Origin of the sequence: Curtobacterium sp. BRB10, assembly GCF_031844325.1 — a bacterium.
Classification (GTDB): Bacteria; Actinomycetota; Actinomycetes; order Actinomycetales; family Microbacteriaceae; genus Curtobacterium; species Curtobacterium poinsettiae_A.
Genome location: NZ_JAUZVA010000006.1, coordinates 85,772 through 107,462, shown reverse-complemented (window position 1 = coordinate 107,462; position 21,691 = coordinate 85,772). Strand labels below are relative to the sequence as shown.

General features: G+C 73.2%; 25 protein-coding genes and 1 riboswitch. Of the genes, 10 read left to right on the top strand and 15 right to left on the bottom strand.

Features of this window, described 5'->3' with window-relative positions; translation table 11 throughout:
- Nucleotides 1-10 precede the first annotated feature (10 nt).
- Entirely contained in the window at nucleotides 11-1,507 is a 1,497-nt protein-coding gene (locus tag Q9R26_RS13990; protein ID WP_311227612.1) for a trypsin-like peptidase domain-containing protein, read from the top strand.
- A gap of 19 nt (nucleotides 1,508-1,526) precedes the next feature.
- Here the strand turns inward: Q9R26_RS13990 and Q9R26_RS13985 are convergent, their stop codons facing one another.
- Entirely contained in the window at nucleotides 1,527-2,684 is a 1,158-nt protein-coding gene (locus Q9R26_RS13985; protein ID WP_311227611.1) for a hypothetical protein, read from the bottom strand.
- A gap of 162 nt (nucleotides 2,685-2,846) precedes the next feature.
- Nucleotides 2,847-3,095: a hypothetical protein gene (locus Q9R26_RS13980; protein ID WP_311227610.1), complete on the bottom strand. Its 249-nt coding sequence runs from the start codon at nucleotides 3,093-3,095 to the stop codon at nucleotides 2,847-2,849.
- Nucleotides 3,096-3,128: 33 nt separating this feature from the next.
- Between Q9R26_RS13980 and Q9R26_RS13975 the strand changes: the two genes are divergently transcribed.
- Nucleotides 3,129-3,491 carry an RNA-binding S4 domain-containing protein gene (locus Q9R26_RS13975; RefSeq protein WP_110860116.1) on the top strand — a complete coding sequence of 121 codons (363 nt, stop codon included), beginning with the start codon at nucleotides 3,129-3,131 and terminating at the stop codon, nucleotides 3,489-3,491.
- A gap of 9 nt (nucleotides 3,492-3,500) precedes the next feature.
- Here Q9R26_RS13975 and Q9R26_RS13970 read toward each other — a convergent pair whose 3' ends face one another.
- The 4 genes from Q9R26_RS13970 to Q9R26_RS13955 form a co-directional block, all read right to left on the bottom strand.
- Nucleotides 3,501-4,439, bottom strand: coding sequence for a DnaJ domain-containing protein (locus tag Q9R26_RS13970; protein WP_311227609.1), 939 nt, complete (start codon nucleotides 4,437-4,439; stop codon nucleotides 3,501-3,503).
- Between the two features lie 172 nt (nucleotides 4,440-4,611).
- Nucleotides 4,612-5,703 (bottom strand): winged helix DNA-binding domain-containing protein, encoded by a 1,092-nt coding sequence (locus tag Q9R26_RS13965; RefSeq protein ID WP_311227608.1) that lies wholly within the window; start codon nucleotides 5,701-5,703, stop codon nucleotides 4,612-4,614.
- Nucleotides 5,700-6,446, bottom strand: a complete 747-nt coding sequence (locus tag Q9R26_RS13960; RefSeq protein ID WP_259577502.1) for a phosphotransferase enzyme family protein — start codon at nucleotides 6,444-6,446, stop codon at nucleotides 5,700-5,702. Before Q9R26_RS13960 ends, Q9R26_RS13965 begins: the two co-directional genes overlap by 4 nt.
- Nucleotides 6,447-6,564: 118 nt before the next feature.
- Nucleotides 6,565-7,497, bottom strand: a complete 933-nt coding sequence (locus tag Q9R26_RS13955) for an NUDIX domain-containing protein (RefSeq protein ID WP_209134750.1) — start codon at nucleotides 7,495-7,497, stop codon at nucleotides 6,565-6,567.
- 68 nt (nucleotides 7,498-7,565) lie between these two features.
- A riboswitch (TPP riboswitch) is annotated at nucleotides 7,566-7,661 on the top strand.
- Here Q9R26_RS13955 and thiM point away from each other — a divergent pair.
- From thiM to thiD, 3 genes are all read left to right on the top strand, one after another.
- A complete protein-coding gene (thiM, locus tag Q9R26_RS13950; protein WP_311227607.1) occupies nucleotides 7,650-8,513 on the top strand; it encodes a hydroxyethylthiazole kinase in 864 nt (287 codons plus the stop codon). (Overlaps the previous riboswitch by 12 nt.)
- Entirely contained in the window at nucleotides 8,510-9,271 is a 762-nt protein-coding gene (gene thiE / locus Q9R26_RS13945) for a thiamine phosphate synthase (protein ID WP_311227606.1), read from the top strand. Before thiM ends, thiE begins: the two co-directional genes overlap by 4 nt.
- Entirely contained in the window at nucleotides 9,268-10,824 is a 1,557-nt protein-coding gene (thiD, locus tag Q9R26_RS13940; protein ID WP_311227605.1) for a bifunctional hydroxymethylpyrimidine kinase/phosphomethylpyrimidine kinase, read from the top strand. Before thiE ends, thiD begins: the two co-directional genes overlap by 4 nt.
- On the opposite strand, the gene Q9R26_RS13935 is transcribed toward thiD, so the two are convergent.
- The 4 genes from Q9R26_RS13935 to Q9R26_RS13920 form a co-directional block, all read right to left on the bottom strand.
- The gene (locus Q9R26_RS13935; RefSeq protein ID WP_182065521.1) at nucleotides 10,821-11,330 is read right to left on the bottom strand and encodes a metallophosphoesterase; all 510 of its coding nucleotides are present in this window, start codon (nucleotides 11,328-11,330) and stop codon (nucleotides 10,821-10,823) included. The genes thiD and Q9R26_RS13935 overlap by 4 nt on opposite strands.
- Entirely contained in the window at nucleotides 11,327-11,797 is a 471-nt protein-coding gene (locus Q9R26_RS13930) for a MarR family winged helix-turn-helix transcriptional regulator (protein WP_259577497.1), read from the bottom strand. The genes Q9R26_RS13935 and Q9R26_RS13930 overlap by 4 nt, the downstream gene beginning before the upstream one ends.
- Before the next feature lie 83 nt (nucleotides 11,798-11,880).
- Nucleotides 11,881-12,342: a VOC family protein gene (locus tag Q9R26_RS13925; protein ID WP_071247264.1), complete on the bottom strand. Its 462-nt coding sequence runs from the start codon at nucleotides 12,340-12,342 to the stop codon at nucleotides 11,881-11,883.
- A 21-nt stretch (nucleotides 12,343-12,363) separates the two neighbouring features.
- Entirely contained in the window at nucleotides 12,364-12,660 is a 297-nt protein-coding gene (locus Q9R26_RS13920; protein ID WP_209134762.1) for a GNAT family N-acetyltransferase, read from the bottom strand.
- A 75-nt stretch (nucleotides 12,661-12,735) separates the two neighbouring features.
- On the opposite strand from Q9R26_RS13920, the gene Q9R26_RS13915 reads away from it, so the two are divergent.
- The gene (locus Q9R26_RS13915; RefSeq protein WP_311227604.1) at nucleotides 12,736-13,371 is read left to right on the top strand and encodes an NAD(P)-binding domain-containing protein; all 636 of its coding nucleotides are present in this window, start codon (nucleotides 12,736-12,738) and stop codon (nucleotides 13,369-13,371) included.
- A 37-nt stretch (nucleotides 13,372-13,408) separates the two neighbouring features.
- Here Q9R26_RS13915 and Q9R26_RS13910 read toward each other — a convergent pair whose 3' ends face one another.
- The gene (locus Q9R26_RS13910; RefSeq protein ID WP_311227603.1) at nucleotides 13,409-14,377 is read right to left on the bottom strand and encodes an aldo/keto reductase; all 969 of its coding nucleotides are present in this window, start codon (nucleotides 14,375-14,377) and stop codon (nucleotides 13,409-13,411) included.
- Between the two features lie 112 nt (nucleotides 14,378-14,489).
- Here Q9R26_RS13910 and Q9R26_RS13905 point away from each other — a divergent pair, with 112 nt between their 5' ends.
- Nucleotides 14,490-15,812, top strand: coding sequence for a hypothetical protein (locus tag Q9R26_RS13905; protein ID WP_311227602.1), 1,323 nt, complete (start codon nucleotides 14,490-14,492; stop codon nucleotides 15,810-15,812).
- Between the two features lie 12 nt (nucleotides 15,813-15,824).
- On the opposite strand, the gene Q9R26_RS13900 is transcribed toward Q9R26_RS13905, so the two are convergent.
- Nucleotides 15,825-16,682: a LysR substrate-binding domain-containing protein gene (locus tag Q9R26_RS13900; RefSeq protein ID WP_017886578.1), complete on the bottom strand. Its 858-nt coding sequence runs from the start codon at nucleotides 16,680-16,682 to the stop codon at nucleotides 15,825-15,827.
- A gap of 136 nt (nucleotides 16,683-16,818) precedes the next feature.
- On the opposite strand from Q9R26_RS13900, the gene Q9R26_RS13895 reads away from it, so the two are divergent.
- Nucleotides 16,819-18,141, top strand: coding sequence for an MFS transporter (locus tag Q9R26_RS13895; RefSeq protein WP_311227601.1), 1,323 nt, complete (start codon nucleotides 16,819-16,821; stop codon nucleotides 18,139-18,141).
- A 111-nt stretch (nucleotides 18,142-18,252) separates the two neighbouring features.
- Here Q9R26_RS13895 and Q9R26_RS13890 read toward each other — a convergent pair whose 3' ends face one another.
- Entirely contained in the window at nucleotides 18,253-18,900 is a 648-nt protein-coding gene (locus tag Q9R26_RS13890) for an NAD(P)H-binding protein (protein WP_311227600.1), read from the bottom strand.
- A gap of 108 nt (nucleotides 18,901-19,008) precedes the next feature.
- On the opposite strand from Q9R26_RS13890, the gene Q9R26_RS13885 reads away from it, so the two are divergent.
- Together Q9R26_RS13885 and Q9R26_RS13880 are read left to right on the top strand one after the other, a co-directional pair.
- Nucleotides 19,009-19,371, top strand: a complete 363-nt coding sequence (locus Q9R26_RS13885) for a helix-turn-helix domain-containing protein (protein WP_071247254.1) — start codon at nucleotides 19,009-19,011, stop codon at nucleotides 19,369-19,371.
- A 138-nt stretch (nucleotides 19,372-19,509) separates the two neighbouring features.
- Nucleotides 19,510-20,541, top strand: a complete 1,032-nt coding sequence (locus Q9R26_RS13880) for an NADPH:quinone reductase (protein WP_209134772.1) — start codon at nucleotides 19,510-19,512, stop codon at nucleotides 20,539-20,541.
- A 91-nt stretch (nucleotides 20,542-20,632) separates the two neighbouring features.
- Here Q9R26_RS13880 and Q9R26_RS13875 read toward each other — a convergent pair whose 3' ends face one another.
- On the bottom strand, nucleotides 20,633-20,818 hold the full coding sequence (locus tag Q9R26_RS13875; RefSeq protein ID WP_111093138.1) for a hypothetical protein: 186 nt from the start codon (nucleotides 20,816-20,818) through the stop codon (nucleotides 20,633-20,635).
- 41 nt (nucleotides 20,819-20,859) lie between these two features.
- Nucleotides 20,860-21,669, bottom strand: a complete 810-nt coding sequence (locus tag Q9R26_RS13870; RefSeq protein WP_182065539.1) for a hypothetical protein — start codon at nucleotides 21,667-21,669, stop codon at nucleotides 20,860-20,862.
- Nucleotides 21,670-21,691 lie beyond the last annotated feature (22 nt).

Below are 21,691 nucleotides of genomic sequence, written 5' to 3'. Positions count from 1 at the left end.
GAGAGCACCGATGAACGAGACCCCGAACCCCGCAGCCGCCGACCACGACGAGGACGGCACCCCCGCCGCGCAGCAGCAGGCTCCCGGGATGCACTGGGAGGCGCCGCACGCCGACCCGGCCTCCCTGCGCCCGGCGTACGCGTTCGACGGCTCGGGTCCCTACCTCTACGGTCCGGACGGCTCCGGCCCCTACGCCTACACGCCAGACGGCCGCGGCCCGTACCTGATCGGCAGCCCCGCCCTCGCCGGCGCGAACCACGCCTGGGCGTACTCGGCGGCGACCGCGAACCACTCCGGTACGACGAAGCGCCCGCGTCGGCTGGGACTGATGATCGGCTCCGGCATCGCTGCACTCGCCATCGTCGGTGCGGCCGGTGGCACCGCCCTCGGCCTGTCGTCGCAGGGGACGACCACGACGTCGAGCCAGTCGCAGGGCACCACCACATTGCCCGACACCGGATCCGGCACCGACGGGACCGGCGGCACCGGCAGCAGCGACGGGACGAACGGCTTCACGGTGCCCGGCGACGGCAGCGGCAGCGGCACCAGCGGCGACGGCAGCACCGGCACCGGCACGACCCAGTCCCCCGCCACCGCAGCGACGGCCGCCGACAAGAAGGGCGTCGTGACGATCAACACCGTCCTGAACTACGACGAGTCATCACAGGCGGCCGGCACCGGCATGGTCCTGACCTCCGACGGCACGGTCCTGACGAACAACCACGTGATCCAGGGCGCGACGAGCATCACCGTCACCGACGAGACCACCGGCAAGGAGTACAAAGCCGACGTGGTCGGGGCCGACGCCACCAACGACGTCGCCGTCCTGAAGCTCGAGAACGCCTCCGGGCTGTCCACGGTCACGCTCGACGACGACGGCGAGCCGAGCACCGGTGACACCGTCAAGGACGTCGGCAACGCGGAGGGCACCGGCAACCTCGTCGCCGCCGAGGGCACCGTCACCGCGACCGACCAGGACATCCAGGTGCAGAGCGAGTCCGGCACTGGCACCGAGTCCCTGACCGGCCTGATCGAGATCTCGGCGGACATCGTCTCCGGCGACTCCGGCGGACCGGTGCTCGACAGCGAGGGCGAGGTCGTCGGCATGGCCACGGCAGCGTCCTCCGGCACCGCCGACGTCACCGGCTACGCCATCCCGATCACCACCGCGAAGACGATCGCCGAGAAGATCCTCGCCGGGGAGTCCTCGAGCACGATCACCATCGGGCTGCCCGCGTTCCTCGGGGTCGAGGTCAGCAACACCTCCGGCACCACGGGCGGCGTCGCCGTCGCCGGCACGGTCGAGGGCTCCGGCGCCGCGAGCGCCGGCCTGACCGCCGGGGACACGATCACGAGCATCGACGGCACCGCGGTCACGAGCTCGGACCAGCTCACCAAGGTCGTGCAGTCTCACTCGGTGGGCGACGAGGTGAGCGTCCGCTACACCGACAGCACCGGCGCCGCGAAGACGGTCACGATCACCCTGACCGCCGGCCCCGCCGCGTAGTGGGAGAACCCGGGCGCGCTCAGCCCAGCAGCGCCCGCACCACCGACCGGTAGACGTTGGCCGGGGAGTCCGTCCGGAAGGCGGTCTCCCCGGCCTTCGTCGCGCCCACCCGCGCGAACCCATGCCCCTCGGCACGCACGATCGTGATCGGCTTCGGCTTGCCGGGTCGACGCAGGTACGAGACGGTCCACGGCGCGGCCCAGAACCGCGCGAGGCGCGGGTCCGCCTCGACGAGGGCCTCCGGCAGGTCCGGTGCGTCCGGACCGCCGGCCAGCCTGCGGCCGAGCAGGTGCCCTGGGAGCGACCCCGTGCGGAACGGAAAGGTCCACGTCGGACCGATGCCGAGCCTCCCGGCCAGCAGCGCGACGGCCCGGTCCGGCGTGACGGACGCGACCACGGCGCCCGCCGCGTCGGTCCCGTCGACGACGGTCTGCGACCAGGCCTGGAGGCGCGACTCGCCTCCGTCGGGCAGGTGCTGTTCCAGCGTGACCGGCTGGGCATCGCCCTGCCAGGGTTCGAGGAGGGTCTGGGTCGACTCCGGCAGGGTGCCGAGCCGGCCGACGAGGCCCGCCTCGATGAGTTCGCGGCCCGCCGCGGTGCGGAGCAGCGTGGGGTTCCACCGGCGTCCGGCGAGGCTCTGCAGGGTGCCGATCGCGTCCGCGCTGAGCCGGGGACCCTCGAGCGGTGTCGTCGGGGCGGGGGCCGGAAGGGGTTCGAGGTTGCGCTCGGGGCGGACCGGGACCGTCTCGGTGGCGCGGACGCTCTCGAGGACCGCGAGCACGAGGTCGTCGGTCTTGAGCAGCCGGGCGAGCGGGCGTTCGATCGTCAGGTCGACGCGGTGCCGACCGGTGACGAAGAGCAGGTGGGTGCCGGCGACGTCGCCGTGCTCGTCGGGCCGGACGTACTCGACCAACCGGGCCGGGGCGCCGGCGGTGGTCCACGGGTCGCAGCCGACGAGCAGCAGGCCCTCGACGGAGCCGGGCAGCCGTTCGAGCAGGCCGGTGTTCTCGTCGCCGATCGCGCGGTCACTGGGGCGGGATCGGACAGTGAGGACGACGTCGTCGCCGGTGACGCGCAGGTCCGCCTGGGCTGAGTCCTCGCGGCGCCAGGAGTCCGGGCGGCGGAGGGTCAGGCGGGCGGTGCGGTCCTCGGTGCCGAGCGGGACGGGGACTGCCATGGGATGAGCGTATGTCGGGAGCAGGGTGCGGGGGCCTGCGGCTCGCCGGGGTGGGCTCGCACCGTGCGAGGCGCTGAGCGAGTGGTGCGAGGTGCCGTCCTCCGTGCGACCCACGAGCGGTCGCACGGAGGACGGCACCTCGCACCAGACGAGCCGAGCGCGTCAGCGCCGCGCGGGCGGGGGCGGCGGGACGGGCTTCGCGGCGACGACGTCGGCGAGCCGGACCTCGACCGGGCCGCGGCGGGTGGCGATCGTCACGGAGTCGGGCGTCCGGGCGACCAGGTCGCCGAGGGCGTCCTGCGCGCCGTCCCCGTGGTGCGCCCGGACCACCAGGCGGTCACCGATCGCGGCATCGTGCAGCACCCCGAGCGCACGGGCCCGCGCGATCGCCGCCTGTTCGTCCGCATGCACCGGCCCAGGGTACGGGCCGCCTAGAGTGTCGGCATGGAGAAGGCCCGGGTCGACAGCTGGATCTGGGCCGTCCGGATCACCAAGACCCGGTCGGCCGCGACCGCCGCGTGCAAGGCCGGTCACGTCCGGGTGAACGGGGAGCGCGCGAAGCCGGCGCAGCCGATCGGCCCCGGTGACGAGGTGCGGGTGCGGCAGAACGGCTTCGACCGCATCGTCGTGGTGACCGGCATCATCCTGAAGCGGACGAGCGCCCCCGAGGCCGCGAAGCACTTCGAGGACAAGACCCCGCCGCGGCTGTCGAAGGAAGAGGCCGGGTTCGTGCCGATGCGCGAGCGCGGCGCCGGTCGGCCGAGCAAGCGGGAGCGCCGCGACCTCGAGAAGCTCCGCGGCTACTGAGTCAGCGGGTCAGACGAAGCGGACGGTCTGCTGCAGGCGGTCGCGGATCTCGAACACGTCGACGGAACCGGCCGGCGACCGGACGCCGTTCAGCACCTGGGCGAGCGCGCTCCGGCGGACGACGAGCGCGGTGGGCTTCTTCGGGGAGCCGACGAGCTGCACGTCCTCGGTGACGGCGGCGTCCGGCACGACGAGCAGCCGCCCGGAGAACCGCACCCGGGTCTGCTTCTGCACGGCACGGGCGGCGCGGACGAGTTCCTTGACGGGTCGCTCCCCCGGCGCGAGCGTCTCGCCGACGATCTCGCCGTGCTCGATGCGGACCGGAGCGCCCCAGTCGATGGACTCGACGGCCCAGAGTCCGCTCGGGGTCAGGACGGCGTGGTCGAGCTTGCCCTCGGCCCCGGCGTCGAGGTCGTGCCACACGGTGACACCGATCCCCATGTCGGAGACGATCGAGGCTGTGGTCTCCTCGGCCAGGGCCTCGGCGAGCAGGCGCCGGATGTGCCGCGGCGCGGAGCGGATCAGCGTGGGATCGTAGGGGTCCTCGATGGGGTCGCCGAGCCCGACCCACTCGCGTTCGGCCTGCAGGAAGACCTCGCGCGACCGACCGCCGGGGTGTCCGTGGGACCGGGCCCGGGGGCGGGTGTCGCGACGCGCTGCCGGGGGTGCGTAGGCGTCGCGACCGGTGTCACCCCTGCCGGCGGCGGCCGCGGACGGACCGGACATGCCGGACGCGCGGAACCCGACGTCGTACGCGCGCCGGGCTGCCGGCGTGCCGATGCGCTCCCACGCGAGCTGGACCTGCCGGAAGCGCTGGGCGTCGCCGCCGAGGTCGGGGTGGGTCTCGCGGGCGGCCCGCCGATAGGCGCGGCGGAGCGCTTCGTCATCAGCCGTCGCGGGGACGCCGAGGACTTCGTAGGGGGTGGCGTCGGCCGGGCTGTCCGTCATGGCCCTGCGACATTACCGGAGGCAGTGTCGGAGTCCGCCGCATGGTTGCTGGGTACGGTCTGGGCCCGTGCCGCCGGTTCCGCACCGACGCGCCAGCGGCGGGGTGGCCGTACCGGTGGGAGAGGGCCGGTGCAGCCGGGCAGCGTCCGCGCGCGGCCCGCAGGTGGTCGTGTCAGACCACCGTGGTCGCGACGGGCGCGCCGAGGAACCCCGCGTACCGCGCGGCCGCTGCCTCGAGCGCACGGACGGACGACGCGTCGAGGGCACCGAAGGGTGTGACGGTGACGAGGTGCCCGGCCCGGCGCTCGGTGCGCTTCCACGTGCCGACGACGCGACCCCGGACGACGGCCATCGGCAGGAACATGCCGTTGGCGCCGGGGACGACCCGGTCGGCGAGGGCGGGGTCGAGCTGCGCCGACCGGTCGGCGTACCCGAGCAGGTACTCGTCGAAGCCGGGGAGCAGGTGCCCGGTGGGGACGCGCGCGGCTGCCGGGCGGGCGGATGCCGGCCGGTCGGCGAGGTCGAGGAGTCCGTCGCCGAGGTCCTCGACCGCGTCCCCAGCCGCGGCCCGGGCCCGGCGGAGGTCACCGAGCGGCAGTTTCGTCCAGCTCGCGGCGTCGACCTCGGTCGCTGGGCCACGGCCACGCAGGTACCCGAGCAGGACCCGGCGGAGGGCTTCGTCGCGGTCCGGCAACGCACCGGCGGCGGGTGCCCACTCGTCGAGCAGCACGAGCCCCTGCCCGACGCGGGCGGTGGGGCCCCACGCGACGAGGCCCTCCTGCGCGAGCTGCAGGACCAGGTGGTAGCCGCGACCTCCGGACGGGTCGATGCCGGCAGCGCGGTACGCCGCGAACAGGTCGTCACGGACCAGCGCTCGACCACCGACCAGGGCCGCGATCGTCGCGTCACGGGCCTGGCCGAGCAGGGCGTCGTCGATGCCGAGCTCGGCGGCGCGTCGGGCGATCGTGCGGAGCGTCCGTTCGGCGGTGAGCGAGAGCAGCAGGCGGAGGTCGTCGGGGCGCAGGGCGTGCAGGGTGCCGCGCATCGGCCACGAGCGGACGAGCTCCCCGCGGTCGAATGCGGCGCGGACGTCGTCCCGCGTCGATCCCGGAGCGCGGACCCCGATGGCCCAGAGCACCTGGCCGAGGTCCTGCCCCTGCACCGCCAGCATCCGCTCGACTGCTTCGGCGGGGCGCAGCCCCGGCGCCGCGATGCCCTGCGCCGCGAACCGCGCCGTGCGGAGCCGCGCGGGGCTGGTGGTCACGCGACGGCGGCGGTGACGGCGTCGGCGTGCTGCTCGAGGTAGGCGACGTCGGCGCGGTACAGGTCGGCGTGGCCGTGCTGCAGGTCGCTGACGAACTTGGGGTTGCCGGCGGCGGCCTCGTGCTCGATCGTCGTGACGAGCGCGACGAGTGACGCGATCATCGTCTCGGCCAGGACACTGCGGGAGCGCTCGTCGAGCGCGTAGGCACGGCAGAACTCGGCAGCCCGCGCAAGCCGCTCGTCGAGGGCGCGAGCGGTCGATCCCTCGACAGCGCCGGTGGTGAACGGCGCGAACCGGTAGACGGCACTCGCGACGTCCCAGACGCGGGGCCCGGGGTGTGCGGTGTCGAAGTCGATCAGGCCGACGGCGGCGATGCCGTCGTAGACGCAGTTGTACGGGGCGAAGTCGCCGTGCACGATCGTCTCGACCGGGGCACGGTCGGCCTGCGACCAGAGGTCGTCGGTGGCGCTGCGCGGGAAGCTCGCGGCGGCGTCGTGGAACTGGCGGAGCAGGCGTGCGCTGGTCACGAGGGCTGCCTCACTGGCGATGTCCTCGGTCCAGGGGTACTCCCCGGCGACGCCCGGGACGAACGAGACCGTCTCGAGGGTGTCACCGAGGGCGATCGGTTCCGGGGCTGCGACGAACCCCTGCTCGTGCAGGTGGGCGAGCAGCCGGTGCACCGTGGGGGTCCACGGCCCGGCGGGGCGGTGGACTCGGTCGTCGGCCCTGGTGATGCGCTCCAAGGGGAACCTCCTGCGTGTTGCGTCTCCGTTGACGGAGGGCCAGCGTACCGGCAGCGATCGACGGCCGCTCGGCGACCATCCGGAACACGGCGCGCGGGTCCTCGCTGCCGAGCGTGCCTCAGAGCTGGTCGCGCAACCAGGACGGCCCGCGGACGACCGCTCCGAGGGCCTCGACGCGGTCGCGGAGCTCGCGGTCGGCCGTCACGACGACGACCGGCCCGTCGCCGGCCTGCACCGCGGCCCGCGCGGACTCGACGACGGCGTCGTCGCCGGAGGCCGGAGCACGGACGACGTCCACGGCGCCGGTGGCGGCACCGCGGTCCGCGCCGCCGTCTCCACCAGCACCGCCCACGTCCGCAGCGGCCCGGGCCTCCCCCTCGAGCACCACGGTCCACCGCGGCCACCACCGTGCGAACGGCAGGTCGAGCAACGACGCGGACACCCCGCCCGCGGCGAGCGCCGACACCTGCGCCAGCAGGCGCGATGCGGCGCCGGCTCGGTCCTTCCACCAGCCGTCGGGCACGCTGCCGACGACGTTCGCCGCGTCGACGACGACGTGCGGCGTGGTGGCGACCGTGGCGCGGAGCGCCGGCCACGACCTGCCGAACCCGGGGTGCAGGGGCAGGTCGTCGACCTGGTCGATCGGGATCCACGACAGGGCGAGGCTCTCGCGGTCGGCGATGACGGGTTCGAAGGGTCGGGAGGCGCGCCCCACGACGGTCGTGTAGGTCCAGAACCCCAGGTCGAGCAGGGCGGTGTGGCGCAGGGCGATCGCGTCGTCGGGCACACCGGCCTCTTCGGCGGATTCGCGGAGGGCGGCGGTCACCGCTGCTTCGCCCTGGTGCCGTGCGCCGCCGGGGATGCCCCAGGTGCCGCCGTGGTGGCTCCACTCGACGCGGTGCTGCAGGAGCACGCGGCCGGTGCCGTCGTCGACGAGCAGGCCGGCGGCGCCGAAGCGTCCCCACGCCTTGGTGCCGTCGGGGCCGACCGCCCAGGCGTCGCCGGGGTCGCGGGGGCCGGGCGGGGGCCCGGGGGGCGTTGCATCTGGCACGGTCCAACCCTGGCACACGGTGCCCGGAGCGGGCCTCGAAGTGGTCACCGGGCGTCGTGTACGGTGTCGCTCGAGACACGGGGTGCCGCATCCAGCGGCTGAGATCACACCCGTCGAACCTGCTCGAGCTCGTACTCGCGAAGGGATCGTCCATGGAGAACGCTGCGCCCTCCCCTGCCTGGGCCCACCGAACCGCCGAACTGCTCGAGGCCGTGCGTGCCCGGGCCCCGCTGGTGCAGTGCATCACGAACACCGTCGTGCAGAACGTCACGGCGAACGTGCTGCTCGCACTCGGGGCCTCGCCCGCGATGGTCGACGTGGCGACCGAGGCGGGGCCGTTCGCCCGCGTCGCGGATGCCCTGCTGGTGAACACCGGCACCCCGCACGCCGAACCGCGGGTCGCCGCGCTCGAGGCCGTGCACGCGGCCCGTGACGCGGGCACCCCGTGGGTCCTCGACCCGGTGGCCGTCGGCTCGCTGCCGGTGCGGACCGCGCTGGCGCGCGACCTGCTCGCGCTGCACCCCACGGTGCTGCGCGGCAACGCGTCCGAGGTGCTCGCCCTGCTCGGTGACTCGGCCGGTGGCCGCGGGGTCGACAGCACGGTGGGCACGGACGGCGCCCGGGTCGCGTCCGTCGCTGCGTCGGACGGGAGGCTCGTGGCCGCGGTGGCCGTGTCGGGTGCGGTCGACCTGCTGGTCGCGCCCGGCATCGGTGTGGTTCGGGTGGCGAACGGCACCGACCTGTTGACGCGGATCACCGGTGGCGGGTGCGCGCTCGGCGCGGTCGTCGCCGCGTTCACGTCGGTCGCGCCGGAGGACGCGGGTGCCGCTGCCGTCGCCGCCACCGCGGTGCACACGATCGCCGCCGAGCTGGCGGCACGGGACGCCGGCGGACCGGGGACCTTCCAGCCGCTGTTCCTCGACCGGCTGGCGTCGCTGACCCCGGAGGACGTCGTCCGCGAGGCCCGGATCACGGTTGAGACCGCTCCTGTCGATGCCCGGGCGGTGTCGGCATGAGCGGGCTGCGGTCCGTCGGGTTCGGCGTCTACCTGGTGACCGACGGTGCCCTGGCCGACCGGCACGGCATCGGGGTGCTCGGGGTCGTCCGCGCCGCCGTCCATGCCGGGGTGCGGATCGTGCAGGTGCGGGACAAGGACGCCTCCGCGCGTGACCTGCTCGCCCTGGCGGCCGCGGTCGCCGACGCCGTCGGGGACCGCGCGAGGGTGGTGGTCGACGATCGGCTCGACGTCGTCCTCGCCGCACGGCAGGCGGGACACCGGGTCGCGGGCGTGCACCTCGGCCAGTCCGACGTCCCTGTCACGGCCGCCCGTGCCCTGCTCGGAGCGGACGCCCACGTGGGCCTCACCGCGAACACGCTCGCGCACCTGGCTGCCGTCGAACGACTCCCGCGCGGCACCGTGGACCTGCTCGGGGTCGGGGTCGTGCACCCCACGGCGACGAAGGCCGACCACCCGCCGGCCCTCGGCCACGACGGGTTCGCCCGGTTGGCCGCCGCCACCGACCTGCCGTGCGTGGCGATCGGCGGGGTGACCCTCGACGACGTCGTGCCGCTCCGGGCAGCCGGTGCCGCGGGCGTCGCGATCGTGTCGGGCATCTGCGCCGCGGCCGACCCCGGATCCGCCGCGGCGGCGTACGTGGCCGCGTGGGACGGTGGACCCGGTCCGGGTCCCGACCACGGGGCGGGGGCGGGCCGGTCCGCGGGGGCCGTGCCGGGCCTCCCGTCCGACGCCACGCACCACGGGGCGGACGCATGAGCGTCCCACGGGTGCTGAGCATCGCCGGGACCGACCCGACGGGCGGCGCCGGGATGCAGGCGGACCTCAAGGCGATCGCCGCGCACGACGGGTACGGGATGGGGGTCGTGACGGCGCTCGTCGCACAGAACACGCACGGGGTGCGGTCGGTGCACGTGCCGGACGTCGGGTTCCTGCGGGAGCAGCTCGACGCGGTGTCGGACGACGTCGTGGTCGACGCGGTGAAGATCGGGATGCTGGGCACCGCCGGCATCGTGCGCGTCGTGACGGACTGGCTGCGGGAGCACCGGCCGCCGGTGGTCGTCGTCGACCCGGTGATGGTGGCGACGAGCGGGGACCGGCTGCTCGACGAGGACGCTGCGTCGGCCATGGGGGCGCTGTTCGCGCTCGCCGACCTGGTGACACCGAACCAGGCCGAGCTCGTGGTGCTGGCGGAGCTGGCCGGGTCGGGCGCGGCTGGTTCCGGTTCGTCTGCATCGACGTCGGCCTCGTCGCTGGATGCCGCGCGTGCCGTGGCGGCGCGGTGGGACGTCCTGGTGCTGGCGAAGGGCGGCCACGACGAGGGGCCGACCTCCGACGACGTGCTCGTGGCACCGGACGGCACCGTGCGGGTGTTCGCCGGCCCCCGGGTCGCGACGACGAACACCCACGGCACCGGGTGCTCGCTCTCCAGTGCGATCGCGACGCTCGCCGCGCGGCTCGGCGACTGGGACCTCGCGGTCGGGGTGGCGAAGGAGTGGCTGACGGCGGCGCTGCGCGGAGCGGATGCGCTGTCGGTCGGGACCGGCAACGGCCCGGTCGACCACGGCGCGCAGGCACGGACGGCCCTGCCTGGACTGTCCTACACGGACGTGTGGTGGGCGGATGCGGCGTCGGTGCTGGACGAGACGATCGGCTGCGCGTTCCTGGTGGGGCTCCGCGACGGGACGCTCGAACCGGAGGTGTTCGCGGGGTACCTGGCGCAGGACGTCCACTACCTGCGGGCGTACGAGGGGCACCTGGCGGCGCTCGGGGTCGGTTGCGCCGATGCCGGTGCCGGCGCTGGCGCTGGCGCTGGCATCGGCGCTGGCGCTGGCGCTGGCGCTGGCGCTGGCGCTGGCGCTGCTGACGATGCTGCTGCGTTCTGGGCGGCAGCAGCGCAGGGGTGTGCCGACGAGGCGCGCGACCTGCACCACCGTCGGCTGGCCGGCTCGCACGCCGACGATCCCGTGCACCCCACGTGCTCCGGGTACCTCGCACACCTGCAGGAGGCCGCCGACTCCGGCTCCCGTGCGGTGCTCGCCGCCGCGGTGCTGCCCTGCTTCCGGGTCTACGCCTGGGTCGGGTCGCAGCTCGGGGTCGCTCCGGACGGGCACGCCTTCTCGGACTGGATCACGGCGTACGGGGACCCGGGGTTCGCGGCGTCGAGTGCCGAGGCGACCCGGCTCGTCGAGGAACTGGCCCGTGCCGCGACGCCCGACGAGCGCGGGCGGATGGCGCGGGCGTTCCGGCGGTCGGCGGAGTGGGAGCTCGCGTTCTTCCGGATGCCGACGGAGGCACGCGACCGGGGCTAGCGGGCGACCGGGGGCAGCCGCACGAGTTCGACGGACAGCTCGGCGCCGCTGACCGTGCCGCGCATCCACGTGTGGTCGGGCTGGCGACGTCGGTCGGTCGGCGAACCGGGGTTCAGCAAGCGCATCCCCGACGGCGCCACGGTGTCCCACGGGATGTGCGAGTGGCCGAAGACGAGCACGTCGGTGTCCGGGTACTCGGCGTCCGTCCGCCGCTCCCGACCCGTCGCGGCACCGGTCTCGTGCACCAGGGCGAAGCGCAGGTCCTCGACACCGAACCGGGCGACGAGCGGCAGCCGGTCGTCGAACTCCGGACCGTCGTTGTTGCCCCGCACGCCCTCGAACCGGCGGGACCGCGCCTGCACGGCGTCGAGGGTGGCCAGGTCGACCCAGTCCCCCGCGTGCACCACGAGGTCGGCCGCGTCGACGTCGGCCCACAGCCCGGGCGGCAGGTCCTTCGCGCGCTTCGGCAGGTGTGTGTCGGACAGCAGGACGAACGACGTCGTCACGGCTCGGTGGGTGCCGGCATCGGGAGCCCGGCCTCGTCCGACGCGCCGAGGCGCTCCAGCAGCCCGGCGAGCAGCGCGATGTCGTCGTCCGACCAGTCGGCGAGCCGTTCCTCGAGCGCGTCGCGGTGCAGCTGCACCGACCGCTCCAGAGCCGCTCGGCCGGCGTCGGTCGCCTCGAGCGGCTTCGCGTTGCCGCTGCCGCCGTCGGTCGTCCGCACCAGTCCGGCCGCGAGGAGCCCGGACAGCTGCCGCGAGATCGTCGAACGGTTCAACCGCAGGTAGCGGGCGATGTCGATGGCCATGCAGCCCGGGTGCTGGACGACGAAGTCGACGAGGGACTGGTCGACGACGCTCAACACCTGGTCCGAGCCACGGGCGCGGATGCTCGCCCGACGGGTGATGCGGGCGAGCTCGGTGTACGCCCGGCTGATGTCGCTGTTGCGGACCCTCGAACTCGGGTGGTCCATGGTGGCTCCAGCCTGTCTGTGCCGGCGCCTGCCGGCGGTCTCCTGGTCCGGTCACACTACCGGCGGCTCCGTGTGGTCCGGGGTCAGCGACCGGCCGCCGCGGCCTGCAGTGCGGGGATGTCCAGCTTGACCATCTGCATCATCGCCTCGAACACGCGTGCGTTGGCCTCCGGATCACCCGATCCGCTCATCAACTCGCCCAGCATCGACGGGGTCACCTGCCATGCCAGACCCCAACGGTCGGTCAACCAGCCGCACGCCATCGGGCTCCCGCCGTCGGCGAGCAGGGCGTCCCACAGACGGTCGAGCTCGTCCTGCGTGTCCACGTCGATCTGGAACGAGACCGCGTCGGTGTGTGGGTGCCCGGGACCGCCGTTCATCGCGCGGTACGGCGCACCGAGCAGCGTGAACTCGACGACCAGGGCACGGCCGTCGGGCATCCGGCTCACGCTGTCGACGCGGCTGTCGGGGAACAGTCCGACGTAGTACTCGGCCGCTTGTTCGGCCTGGTCGTCGTACCAGAGGAACGGGGTGATGGTGGGCACGAGAGCCCCTTCGTTCGGTGCTCAGTCCGCGGCGCCGCGGCTGAGCAGGTCGGCCTTCTCGGGATGTTCGTCGAACCACTTGCCGACGAACCAGCACATCGGGACGATGCGCTTCGTGGTCGACGACTCGACGTCGGCGACGGCGTACTCGACGAGTTGCGCCGCGTAGCCGTGGCCACGGTGCTTCGGGACCGTGTAGGTGTGCGGGAACGCAACAGCGTCACCGTTGACGCGGTAGTCGAGCACGCTCACGAGCTCACCGTCGACGTACATCGCGTAGCGGTCCTGGTCGGTCTCGTCGCGGAACTCGTGGTCCATGCCCGCCATCATGCTCCCGGCGAGGCGTTCGTGCCCCCGGGAATGCACGACGTCGAGCAGCGTTGCTGGGACACCATGACAACCATCGGAATCATCGGCGCCGGCAACATCGGATCCCAGCTCGCACGACTCGCGGTACGGAACGGCCACCGGGTCGTCATCGCGAACTCCCGCGGCCCGGAGACCCTCACCGACCTGGTCACCGAACTCGGCGACGACGCACGCGCAGCGACCCGCGACGAGGCAGCAGCAGCGGGCGAGATCGTCGTCGTGACGGTGCCGCTCGCCGCGATCGAGACGATCCCCGTCGAGCCCCTAGTCGGCAAGGTCGTCATCGACACGAACAACTACTACTGGGAGCGCGACGGCCACATCGCCGCCCTCGACGACCAGTCCACGACCACCGCCGAGATGCTGCAGGACCACCTGCCCGGCGCCCGTGTCGTGAAGGCGTTCAACCACATCGGCGCCGACGACCTGACCGGCCACGCGACGCCCACCGGCACCCCGGACCGACGTGCCCTCGTCATCGCCGGCGACGACGACTCCGCCAAGCAGACCGTCACCGAGCTCATCGACGCGTTCGGCTTCGACGTCGTCGACGCCGGTCCGCTCGCCGAGGGCTGGCGCATCCAGCGGGACACCCCCGGCTACGGCCCGCGGATGACCGCTGCCGAGCTGCGCGACGCCCTGGCCGCCGCGACCCGCTAGTCCACGGGTCCAGCCGGCGCGAACCGGCCCCGCGTGCTCAGGCCCGGTCGAAGATCGTCGTCATGTCGGCGATGTCGTCCTCGGTCGGCGTCCACGTCGTGCCGGCCTCGACGTTCTGCGTGATCTGTTCCGGCTTCGTCGCCCCCGCGATGACGCTCGACAGCCCCGGCTGCGCCAGGAGCCACGCGAACGTCGCCTGCAGCATCGTGACGCCCCGGAGGTCGCAGAACCGCTGGTAGTCGTCGAGCACGTCCCACGGGGCGTCCTCGAGCACCTGCGGCTTCGAGGTCGTCAGCCGCCCGTCGGCCGGGCCGCCCGCCTTCGTGTACTTGCCGGTGAGCAGCCCGTTGTACAGCGGGAAGAACGGCAGGAACCCGAGCGCGTACGCCCGCACGGCCGGCAGGACCTCGGCCTCGGCATCCCGGGCGAGCGGGCTGTACTCGTTCTGTGCGGACACGAACGCGGTGGTGCCGGCGATCGACGCCGTGAGCTCGGCCTCGGCGATCTGCCAGCCGGCGAAGTTCGAGTGCCCGACGTACCGGATCTTGCCCTCGCGCACCAGGTCGTCGAGGACCGACAGGGTCTCCTCGATCGGCGTCACGTCGTCGGGCCGGTGCATCTGGTACAGGTCGATCCAGTCCGTCCCGAGGCGGCGGAGCGACGACTCGACCGCGAGCCGCACGTACCGGCGGGACCCTCGGACACCCCAGTCCGGCCCGTTCGCACCCTGCATGTCCATGCCGAACTTCGTGGCGAGGACGATCTCGTCACGGCGACCGCGGATCGAGCGTCCGAGCATCTCCTCGGACATGCCCGGCACGCCGCCGTAGATGTCGGCGGTGTCGAAGAGCGTCACCCCGGCGTCGAGTGCCGCGGCGACGACGGCGTCGGTGCCCTCCTGCGACTCGGACGCGGTTCCCCGCCGCCCGAAGTTGTTGCAGCCGAGGCCGACGGTGGAGACGACGAGCCCCGAGGGGCCCAGGGGACGGTGTTCGATTCCGGTCATCACCCGAACGTACCGGCGACCCCGAACTGGGGCTGCGATCCTCCCAGCGGTTGCCGCTACAACTGAGCATGGATCAGTCGACGGAAGGAGCGCCGCAGTGGCAGCGCATCGCATGCCCGAATCGGACCGGCCCCGTCGGCCCGTCCCGGCCTGGGTGACCGCGCCGCCCGTCGACGAGGTCGCGGCCGAGCGAGTCGCCGCTGCCGGTCACGTGAACGCCTCCGGACGGGAGGCCCGCCCCACCCCCGGCTCGTCACGCGCCGCTCACGCGGCGCCGGTCCCACCGACCACGGTCACCCCGGCCGGGAACACCGCGGTCGAGCAGACAACCGCAGCGCAGGCAACCGCGGAGCAGACAACCGCAGCGCAGGCCACCGCAGCGCAGGCACCCGCCGCGGCGGCACCCGCAGCGCATGCGCCCGACGCGCACGCAGCGACGTCCGAACCCGCGTCGATCGCCGCACTGGTCGAGGCCGACGCCCCCGTGCCGGACTTCCCGCCGCAGCAGGAACTGCTGCCCCCGGCCCCGACGTCACCGAACGTGCACACCGTGCCGTTCGAGACCCCCGCGGTGCCGCCGTCGTCGGTCGTCCCTGCGTCCGGGCTCGTGGTGCCGGTCTCCCCGGTCGCCGCCGCACCCGCCTCGGCGGACGCGACACCGCTCGTCGCACCGCTCACCGCCCCGTCGCCGGAGGCCACCCCGGCGCCGCCGACCGCCGCACCCGCGGTGCCCGTCGCCGGACAGCCCCGGTTCTCGGTGCCCGGCCTCGAACACGTGGTCGTCGAGGGCACCGAACCCGAACCCGTCGGCCCGATCGGCTACCGGACACCCCGACGCTTCGCCCACCAGCAGGCCGCCGCGCGGTCCGCCACACCCGCACCCGCACCCGCACCCGCACCCGCACCGACACGGTCGTTCGACGCCGTGCTGCACGCTGCGCCAGCCACCGCCCCCGGAGGCCCCACCGTCGCGACCCGGCACGCCGACGCGAGCACGGCCGTGGTCGCACCCACCCCGGTGCCGCAGGGTGTCGGCGGGGGCGAGGCGGGCCTCCCGACCGAACTGCTCGACCAGCCCGTGCCCGCAGCCGCCGTGCCGGAGCCGCGCCGTCCGCTCGGCGCGACCGCCGGAGCGGTGCTCGGTGCCGTCACCGGGATCGCGACGCTCGGTCTGGCGGCCTGGTGGTTCTCCGCTCCCGCGACCGTGCACGGTGTCGGCGTTGTGCTCGGGCTGCTCGCGCTGGTGCTCTCGATCGTGACGCTGCGCGACCGGACGGCCACGTGGCAGCGGCCGGTCGCGCTGCTCGGTACCGTGCTCGGTGCCGTCGGCACGGTCGTGCTGCTGTGGGCGGTCGCGGCGGCGCTGTTGCCGCTCGCGGGCGTGACGCTGCCGGACGTCACCGGCACCGGAACGACCCCGACGCTCGGCCCGTAGCGCGGCGAGCGCTCAGACGGCGCGGACGACCCCGCGGGACAGGATCGCGTTCGTCAGGGCGTCGATCGGCTCCCGCTGCACCGTCGGGTTCGCGATGAGGACGTAGTCCACCGCCGGTAGGTCCGGCAGCCCGAGCCGCTGCGACACCTTCACCAGGTCTGCCGGGATCAGCGAGTGCGGGAACACCGCGACGCCGATGCCCGCGCGAACCGCGGCGAGCACCCCGTTGACGTCGCGGGTGTTGCAGGTGATCCGCCAGGTGCGGCCGGCGGCCTCGAGGGCGTCGATCGCCATCTGCCGGCTGATGCTCGGCGCCTGGTACGCGATGAGCGGGACGGGTTCGCCGGGTTCCAGGGCGATACCGTCCTGCGCCATCCACACCATCTGGTCGGTGGCGACCCGGGTGCCCTCGGCAGATTCCCCCGCCGTCTGCTTGATGAACACCAGGTCGAGTTGGCCGGCGTGCACCCGGCGGAGCAGCGGCGACGACTGGTTCACCGTGAGCTCGAGGTTCACCTGCGGGTGCAGGCGTCGGAAGTCCCGCAGGATCCGCGGCAGCTGGGTGATGGCGAGGTCGTCCGCCGCCCCGAACCGCAGCCGCCCGCGGGTGGCCGCGCCGGAGAAGTAGGCGTCGGCCGTGGCGTGCGCCGCGAGGATCGTCCGCGCGAACCCGGCCATCGCGTCCCCGTTGTCGGTCAGGGCGACCCCGCGGGTGTCCCGGGCGACGAGGGTGCGCGCCACGGCGGTCTCCAGGCGCCGGACGTGCTGCGACACCGTCGGCTGGCTGATGCCGAGCCGGGTGCCGGCCTGCGTGAAGCTGCCGGTCTCCGCCACGGCCAGGAACGTCTGCAACAGGACCGGATCGAGCACGTCGCGCCTTCCGTCGGTGCGACCTCATTCGACATCGCAATGGAGTGATAGCCACCATAGGGGTATCGAATGGGCCGGGGCCACGTAGTTTCGTTGGGGTACCAGATCCACACCGACGTCCGGAGAACCCCGCACCGTGAGCGCGTCACCGACGACCCTCCCCCCGCCCACCGAACCGCTCCCGATCCAGGCCACGCGACCCCCGTGGCGCCACACGCTCATCGCCCTGTCCGTGCCGAACTTCCGGCTGTTCACGGCGACGAACCTGGTGGCGATGACCGCCGGCTGGATGCAGCGGATCGCCCAGGACTGGCTCGTGCTGCAGCTGACCGGGTCGGTCGCGCAGGTCGGCATCACGGTCGCCTGCCAGTTCGCACCGATGCTGCTGTTCGGGCTGCTCGGCGGCGTCCTGGTCGACCGGTTCTCGAAGCGTGCGCTCATGATGATCACGCAGGGCGCCTTCGCCGTGCTGTCCGCGCTGCTCGCCGTCCTGACGCTCGCCGGCGTCGTCGAGGCGTGGCACATCTGGGTGATCGCGTTCCTCGTGGGCATGGTCACCGTCATCGACAACCCGGCACGGCAGGTGTTCGTCACCGAGATCGTCGGCCACAAGCACCTGCGGAACGCCATCAGCGTGAACTCGTCGGTGTTCCAGCTCGGCGGCATGATCGGTCCGGCGCTGTCCGGGGCACTGCTCGTCGCGGTCGGCGCGGGGTGGTCGTTCGGCGTGAACGCGATCGCCTGCGTCGCCGTCATCGTGACGCTCGGGTTCCTGAAGGTCTCCGAACTGCACCGCACACCACCGGCGCCGCGAGGCAAGGGCCAGCTCGTGGAGGGCCTCCGCTACGCCGTGCACAAGCCGACGATCATCGTGCCGGTGATCCTCGTCGCGTTCTTCTCGGTGTTCGCGTTGACGATGCCCGTGCTGCTCTCCGCCTTCGCGTCACAGGTGTACGACGTCGGTGCCGGTGGCTACGGGGTCTTCAACTCCGCGGTGGCGATCGGCGCCCTGGTCGGCGCGCTGCTGTCCACCCGCCGGGCCGTCGTCCGGCTCCGCACCATCGTCGGCGGGGTGTTCTGGACGGGCGCCCTGCTCGTCGTCTCGGGGTCGATCCCGGCGATCGCACCGTTCACCGTCGCGCTGGTTGCCGTCGGGATGTCGCAACTGCTGTTCCAGACCGCGTCGAACTCGCTCGTGCAGCTGTCGTCGAACGTGGCGATCCGCGGCCGGGTGATGTCGCTGTACGTCCTGGTGCTGCTCGGTGGGCAGGCGATCGGTGGGCCGCTGATGGGTCAGATCGTCGACCACTTCGGCGCCCACGTGGGGATGATGGTCGCCGGTGGTGTGCCGGCCGCTGCCGCCGCCGTCATCGCGCTCGTGCTCGCCCGTCGGGGCGGCCTGCACCTGGCGGTGCGCATGCGCCACCACCTGCCGGTGCCGGCGATCGTCGCGCACTGACGGGGGCCCTGGACGCGCCCGGCGGTACGCAAAACACCGGTGTTCACGCTCGACGCCGCGGGATCCCGCGGTGTGTTGCGTGAACACCGGTGTCTTGCGAGGCGCAGTGCCTCAGTAGGCGACGCCGAAGCGCGTCTGGTGGTGCGCCGGGGTGACGATCTCGTCGACGAACGCGATGGCGTAGTCGGCACCGGAGATGTCCGAGTTGCCCTCGGCGTCGGCGAGCAGGACCTCGTCCGAGACACGGTAGGTGCCGCGACGCTCGCCCGGGTTGTAGCTGCCGAAGGCCGCGGCGGGGCTCGCGTAGAACCAGTCGACCTGGGTGTCCGACGTGCGGAGGGCGTCGAGGATCTGCGCGTGGCTCTTCGCCTCGCCCTTGAAAGCGTCCGGGAAGCCGTCGGTGTCGAAGAGGCGGGGGCCGTCCTCGGACACGCGCATCGAGCCGGCACCGCCGACGATGCCGAGCCGTGCACCCGCTGCAGCGGCGGCGTCGACGAAGTGCTGGAACTTGTCCTTCAACTCGCTGCCGTCGGCCTGCACGGCGTGGAGCGAGACGATGACGACGTCGGCGCCCTTGGTCACCTCGGACACGAAGTCGGCGTCGAACGCGTCACCCTGCGCCAGGGTGAGGCCCTCGGCCGGCTCGAGCTTGCTCGTGTCGCGGGCGACCGCGGTGACGGCGATGCCGCGGGAGAGTGCCTCGTGGGTGATGGCGGAGCCGGCGTAGCCGGTGCCTCCGAAGACGACGATGTTGGTCATGGTGTTCCCTTCGTGGACGTGCTGGGCGTCAGTGACGTTGACAGTCACCGTACAAGAGTTACTCTCTTCGAGTAAGTAGGCACCTGGCGGTGCGTGACGGAGGACACCATGTCAGCACTCGAGTACAGCCCCTACGCGGCGGACTGCCCCAGTCGGCAGCTGCTCGACCGCATCGGCGACCGGTGGAGCGTGCTGACGATCGGCGCCCTCGCCGACGGTCCCGCACGCTACTCGGCGGTGGCGGCCCGGGTACAGGGGGTCTCGCAGAAGATGCTCACCCAGACGCTGCGGGCGCTCGAACGCGACGGCATGGTGACGCGGACGGTGTTCCCCGAGATCCCCCCGCACGTGGAGTACGAGCTGACCGAGCTCGGGCGGTCGCTGCGCACCGTGCTCGTGCCGCTGGAGGACTGGGCCACCTCGCACATGCCCGACGTCGCCGAGGCGCGCGAGGGGTACGACGCGCGCTGAGGCGCGGCGCGGTGCGCCCCGGCCCTGGTGAGCAGAAACGGTCGTGTCCGAGGATCGCGCGCGACACCTTCCGCTCACGATGTGGCCCGGTGTCCCCCGTCCGGAATCCCCGACGGCGACGAGTGGTTGCCTGGGGACATGCGATCGATCGTCTACACGAAGCCCGGTGCCAGCAGCGTCCTCGAACTCGTCGAGCGGGACATCCCGGAACCCGGCGCTGGTGAGGTCCGCGTCCGCGTCGTCGTCTCCGGCGTCAACCCGACCGACTGGAAGGCCCGCGCCGGCGGCACGTACGGCGACGGGCTGCCGTTCCCCGAGATCACGCCGAACCAGGACGGCGCGGGCGTCGTGGACGCCGTCGGCCCCGGAGTCGACGGACTGGCCGTCGGCGACCGCGTCTGGCTCTTCATGGCGGCGGCGTCCCGGCCGACCGGCACCGCGCAGGAGTACACGGTCGTGCCCGAGTCGCGCGTGGTCCCGCTGCCCGACGGTGTCTCGTTCGACGTCGGCGCCTCGCTCGGCGTCCCCGCGATGACGGCGCACCGGGCCCTCACCACCCACGAGGACGGCCCTGCACGCCTGGGCCCCGGAGCCCTCGACGGTTTCACCGTGCTCGTCGCCGGCGGAGCCGGTGCCGTGGGGCACGCCGCGATCCAGCTCGCCCGCTGGGCCGGAGCGACCGTCATCACCACGATCAGCTCGGACGCGAAGGCAGCACTGGCGACCGCGGCGGGTGCCCACCACGTCGTGAACTACCGCGAGGAGGACGCCGCCGAGCGCATCCGGGCGATCGCGCCGGACGGTGTCGACATCGTCGTCGAGGTGTCGATCCCGCAGAACGCCGCGCTGGTCGCCGACGTGCTGGCGAACCACGGCGTCGTGTCGATCTACGCGAACAACGGCGGTGATGAGGCGAGCCTGCCGATCCGCCCGAACATGAGCGTGAACGCCCGCTACCAGTTCCTGCTGCTCTACACGATCGGCGACGAGGCGCTGTCCGCGGCGGCCGCGGACGTCACCGAGGCGCTGCACGACGGCGTGCTGCCTGTCGGCGAGGACGCCGGGCTCCCGCTCACCCGGTTCGCGCTCGAGCAGACCGCCCAGGCGCACGACGCGGTCGAGCAGGACACCGTCGGCAAGGTGCTCATCGACGTGTCCGAGGCGCCGTAGCTGCGACACCGGATCCGGCTCGGGCTCCGCAGACGACGAACGGCTCCCACGCACGCGTGGGAGCCGTTCGTCGTGGACGATGCGGGAGGGGTCAGCGCCCCAGACGCGCGGCGATGGCTGCGGTGACCCGGAGCCGGGCTGCAGCGCGCTCGCGTTCGATGTTGGCGGCGATGACGTCGAGGTCTTCGTAGTCGGCGTCGGTGGTGGTGTCGTTCCAGTTCGGCGAGGAGATCCGGGCACGCCCGAACGACGGCGGAGCAGGGTTCACGGTCGTCATGGGGGCATCGTACGTCGAGCGTCCGACAGAGCGTGTGAGCATCACGGGCCTTTCCTTGGATTGCGGTCGCGCTCGGGGAACGAGTAGGTCAGCGAGAACGCGACGGCCATGAACGACGCCATCATCGCGATGTTCTTGGCGTCGAGTTCGGTGAACGCGTCGGGGACCGGGGAGTCCACGGTGAGCATGCCGAACGAGTACTGGTCGGACCGGATCACCACCGAGACGTACGAGGTGTACCGCGGCTCGAAGCCCGGCAGGTCCTGGTCGACGTCCACATCGGCCGAGCGGTCACCGACGATGCGGGGCGATCCCCCGACCAGCACCCACTCGAGGTTGCGGTCACCGTAGGGCGTGCCCGCTCGGAAGACCCCGGCGGTGTCGCCGGCCCCACCGTGACCGATCGGCTCGAGCGCCCGCAGATCGGTGGACAGCTGGTAGACGTTGGCGCGGACGTCGGGCACCTTCGGCAGCAGGTAGAACGCCAGGGCCACGGCGACGCGGTCGGCGACGACCGCGAGTTCGCCGTGGCGCTCGGACCTGGGCAGCTCGGTGAACCGGACGAGCCGGGTGGCGATCTGGCCGAACGCGTACCGGACCGCCGTCGACTGCTCGAGCTCCGCCGCGGTGGCGTTGTCCTCGGCCACCGACCGTGCAGCGTCGCTGCGTCGGGTCCGGACCACCTGCACCGTCACCGCTCCGACGAGCACGACGAGCCCGAACGCGACGAGCGACAGTCGGACCGCCGGCGCGACGAACAGGTTCGGCAGCTGGAACGCCGCGGTGGGCGCAGCAGCCACCACGATCGGCCACACGACCGTGCCGACCCGTCCTGAACGCTGGTTCCCCATGACCACGACGCTAGGTCACGCC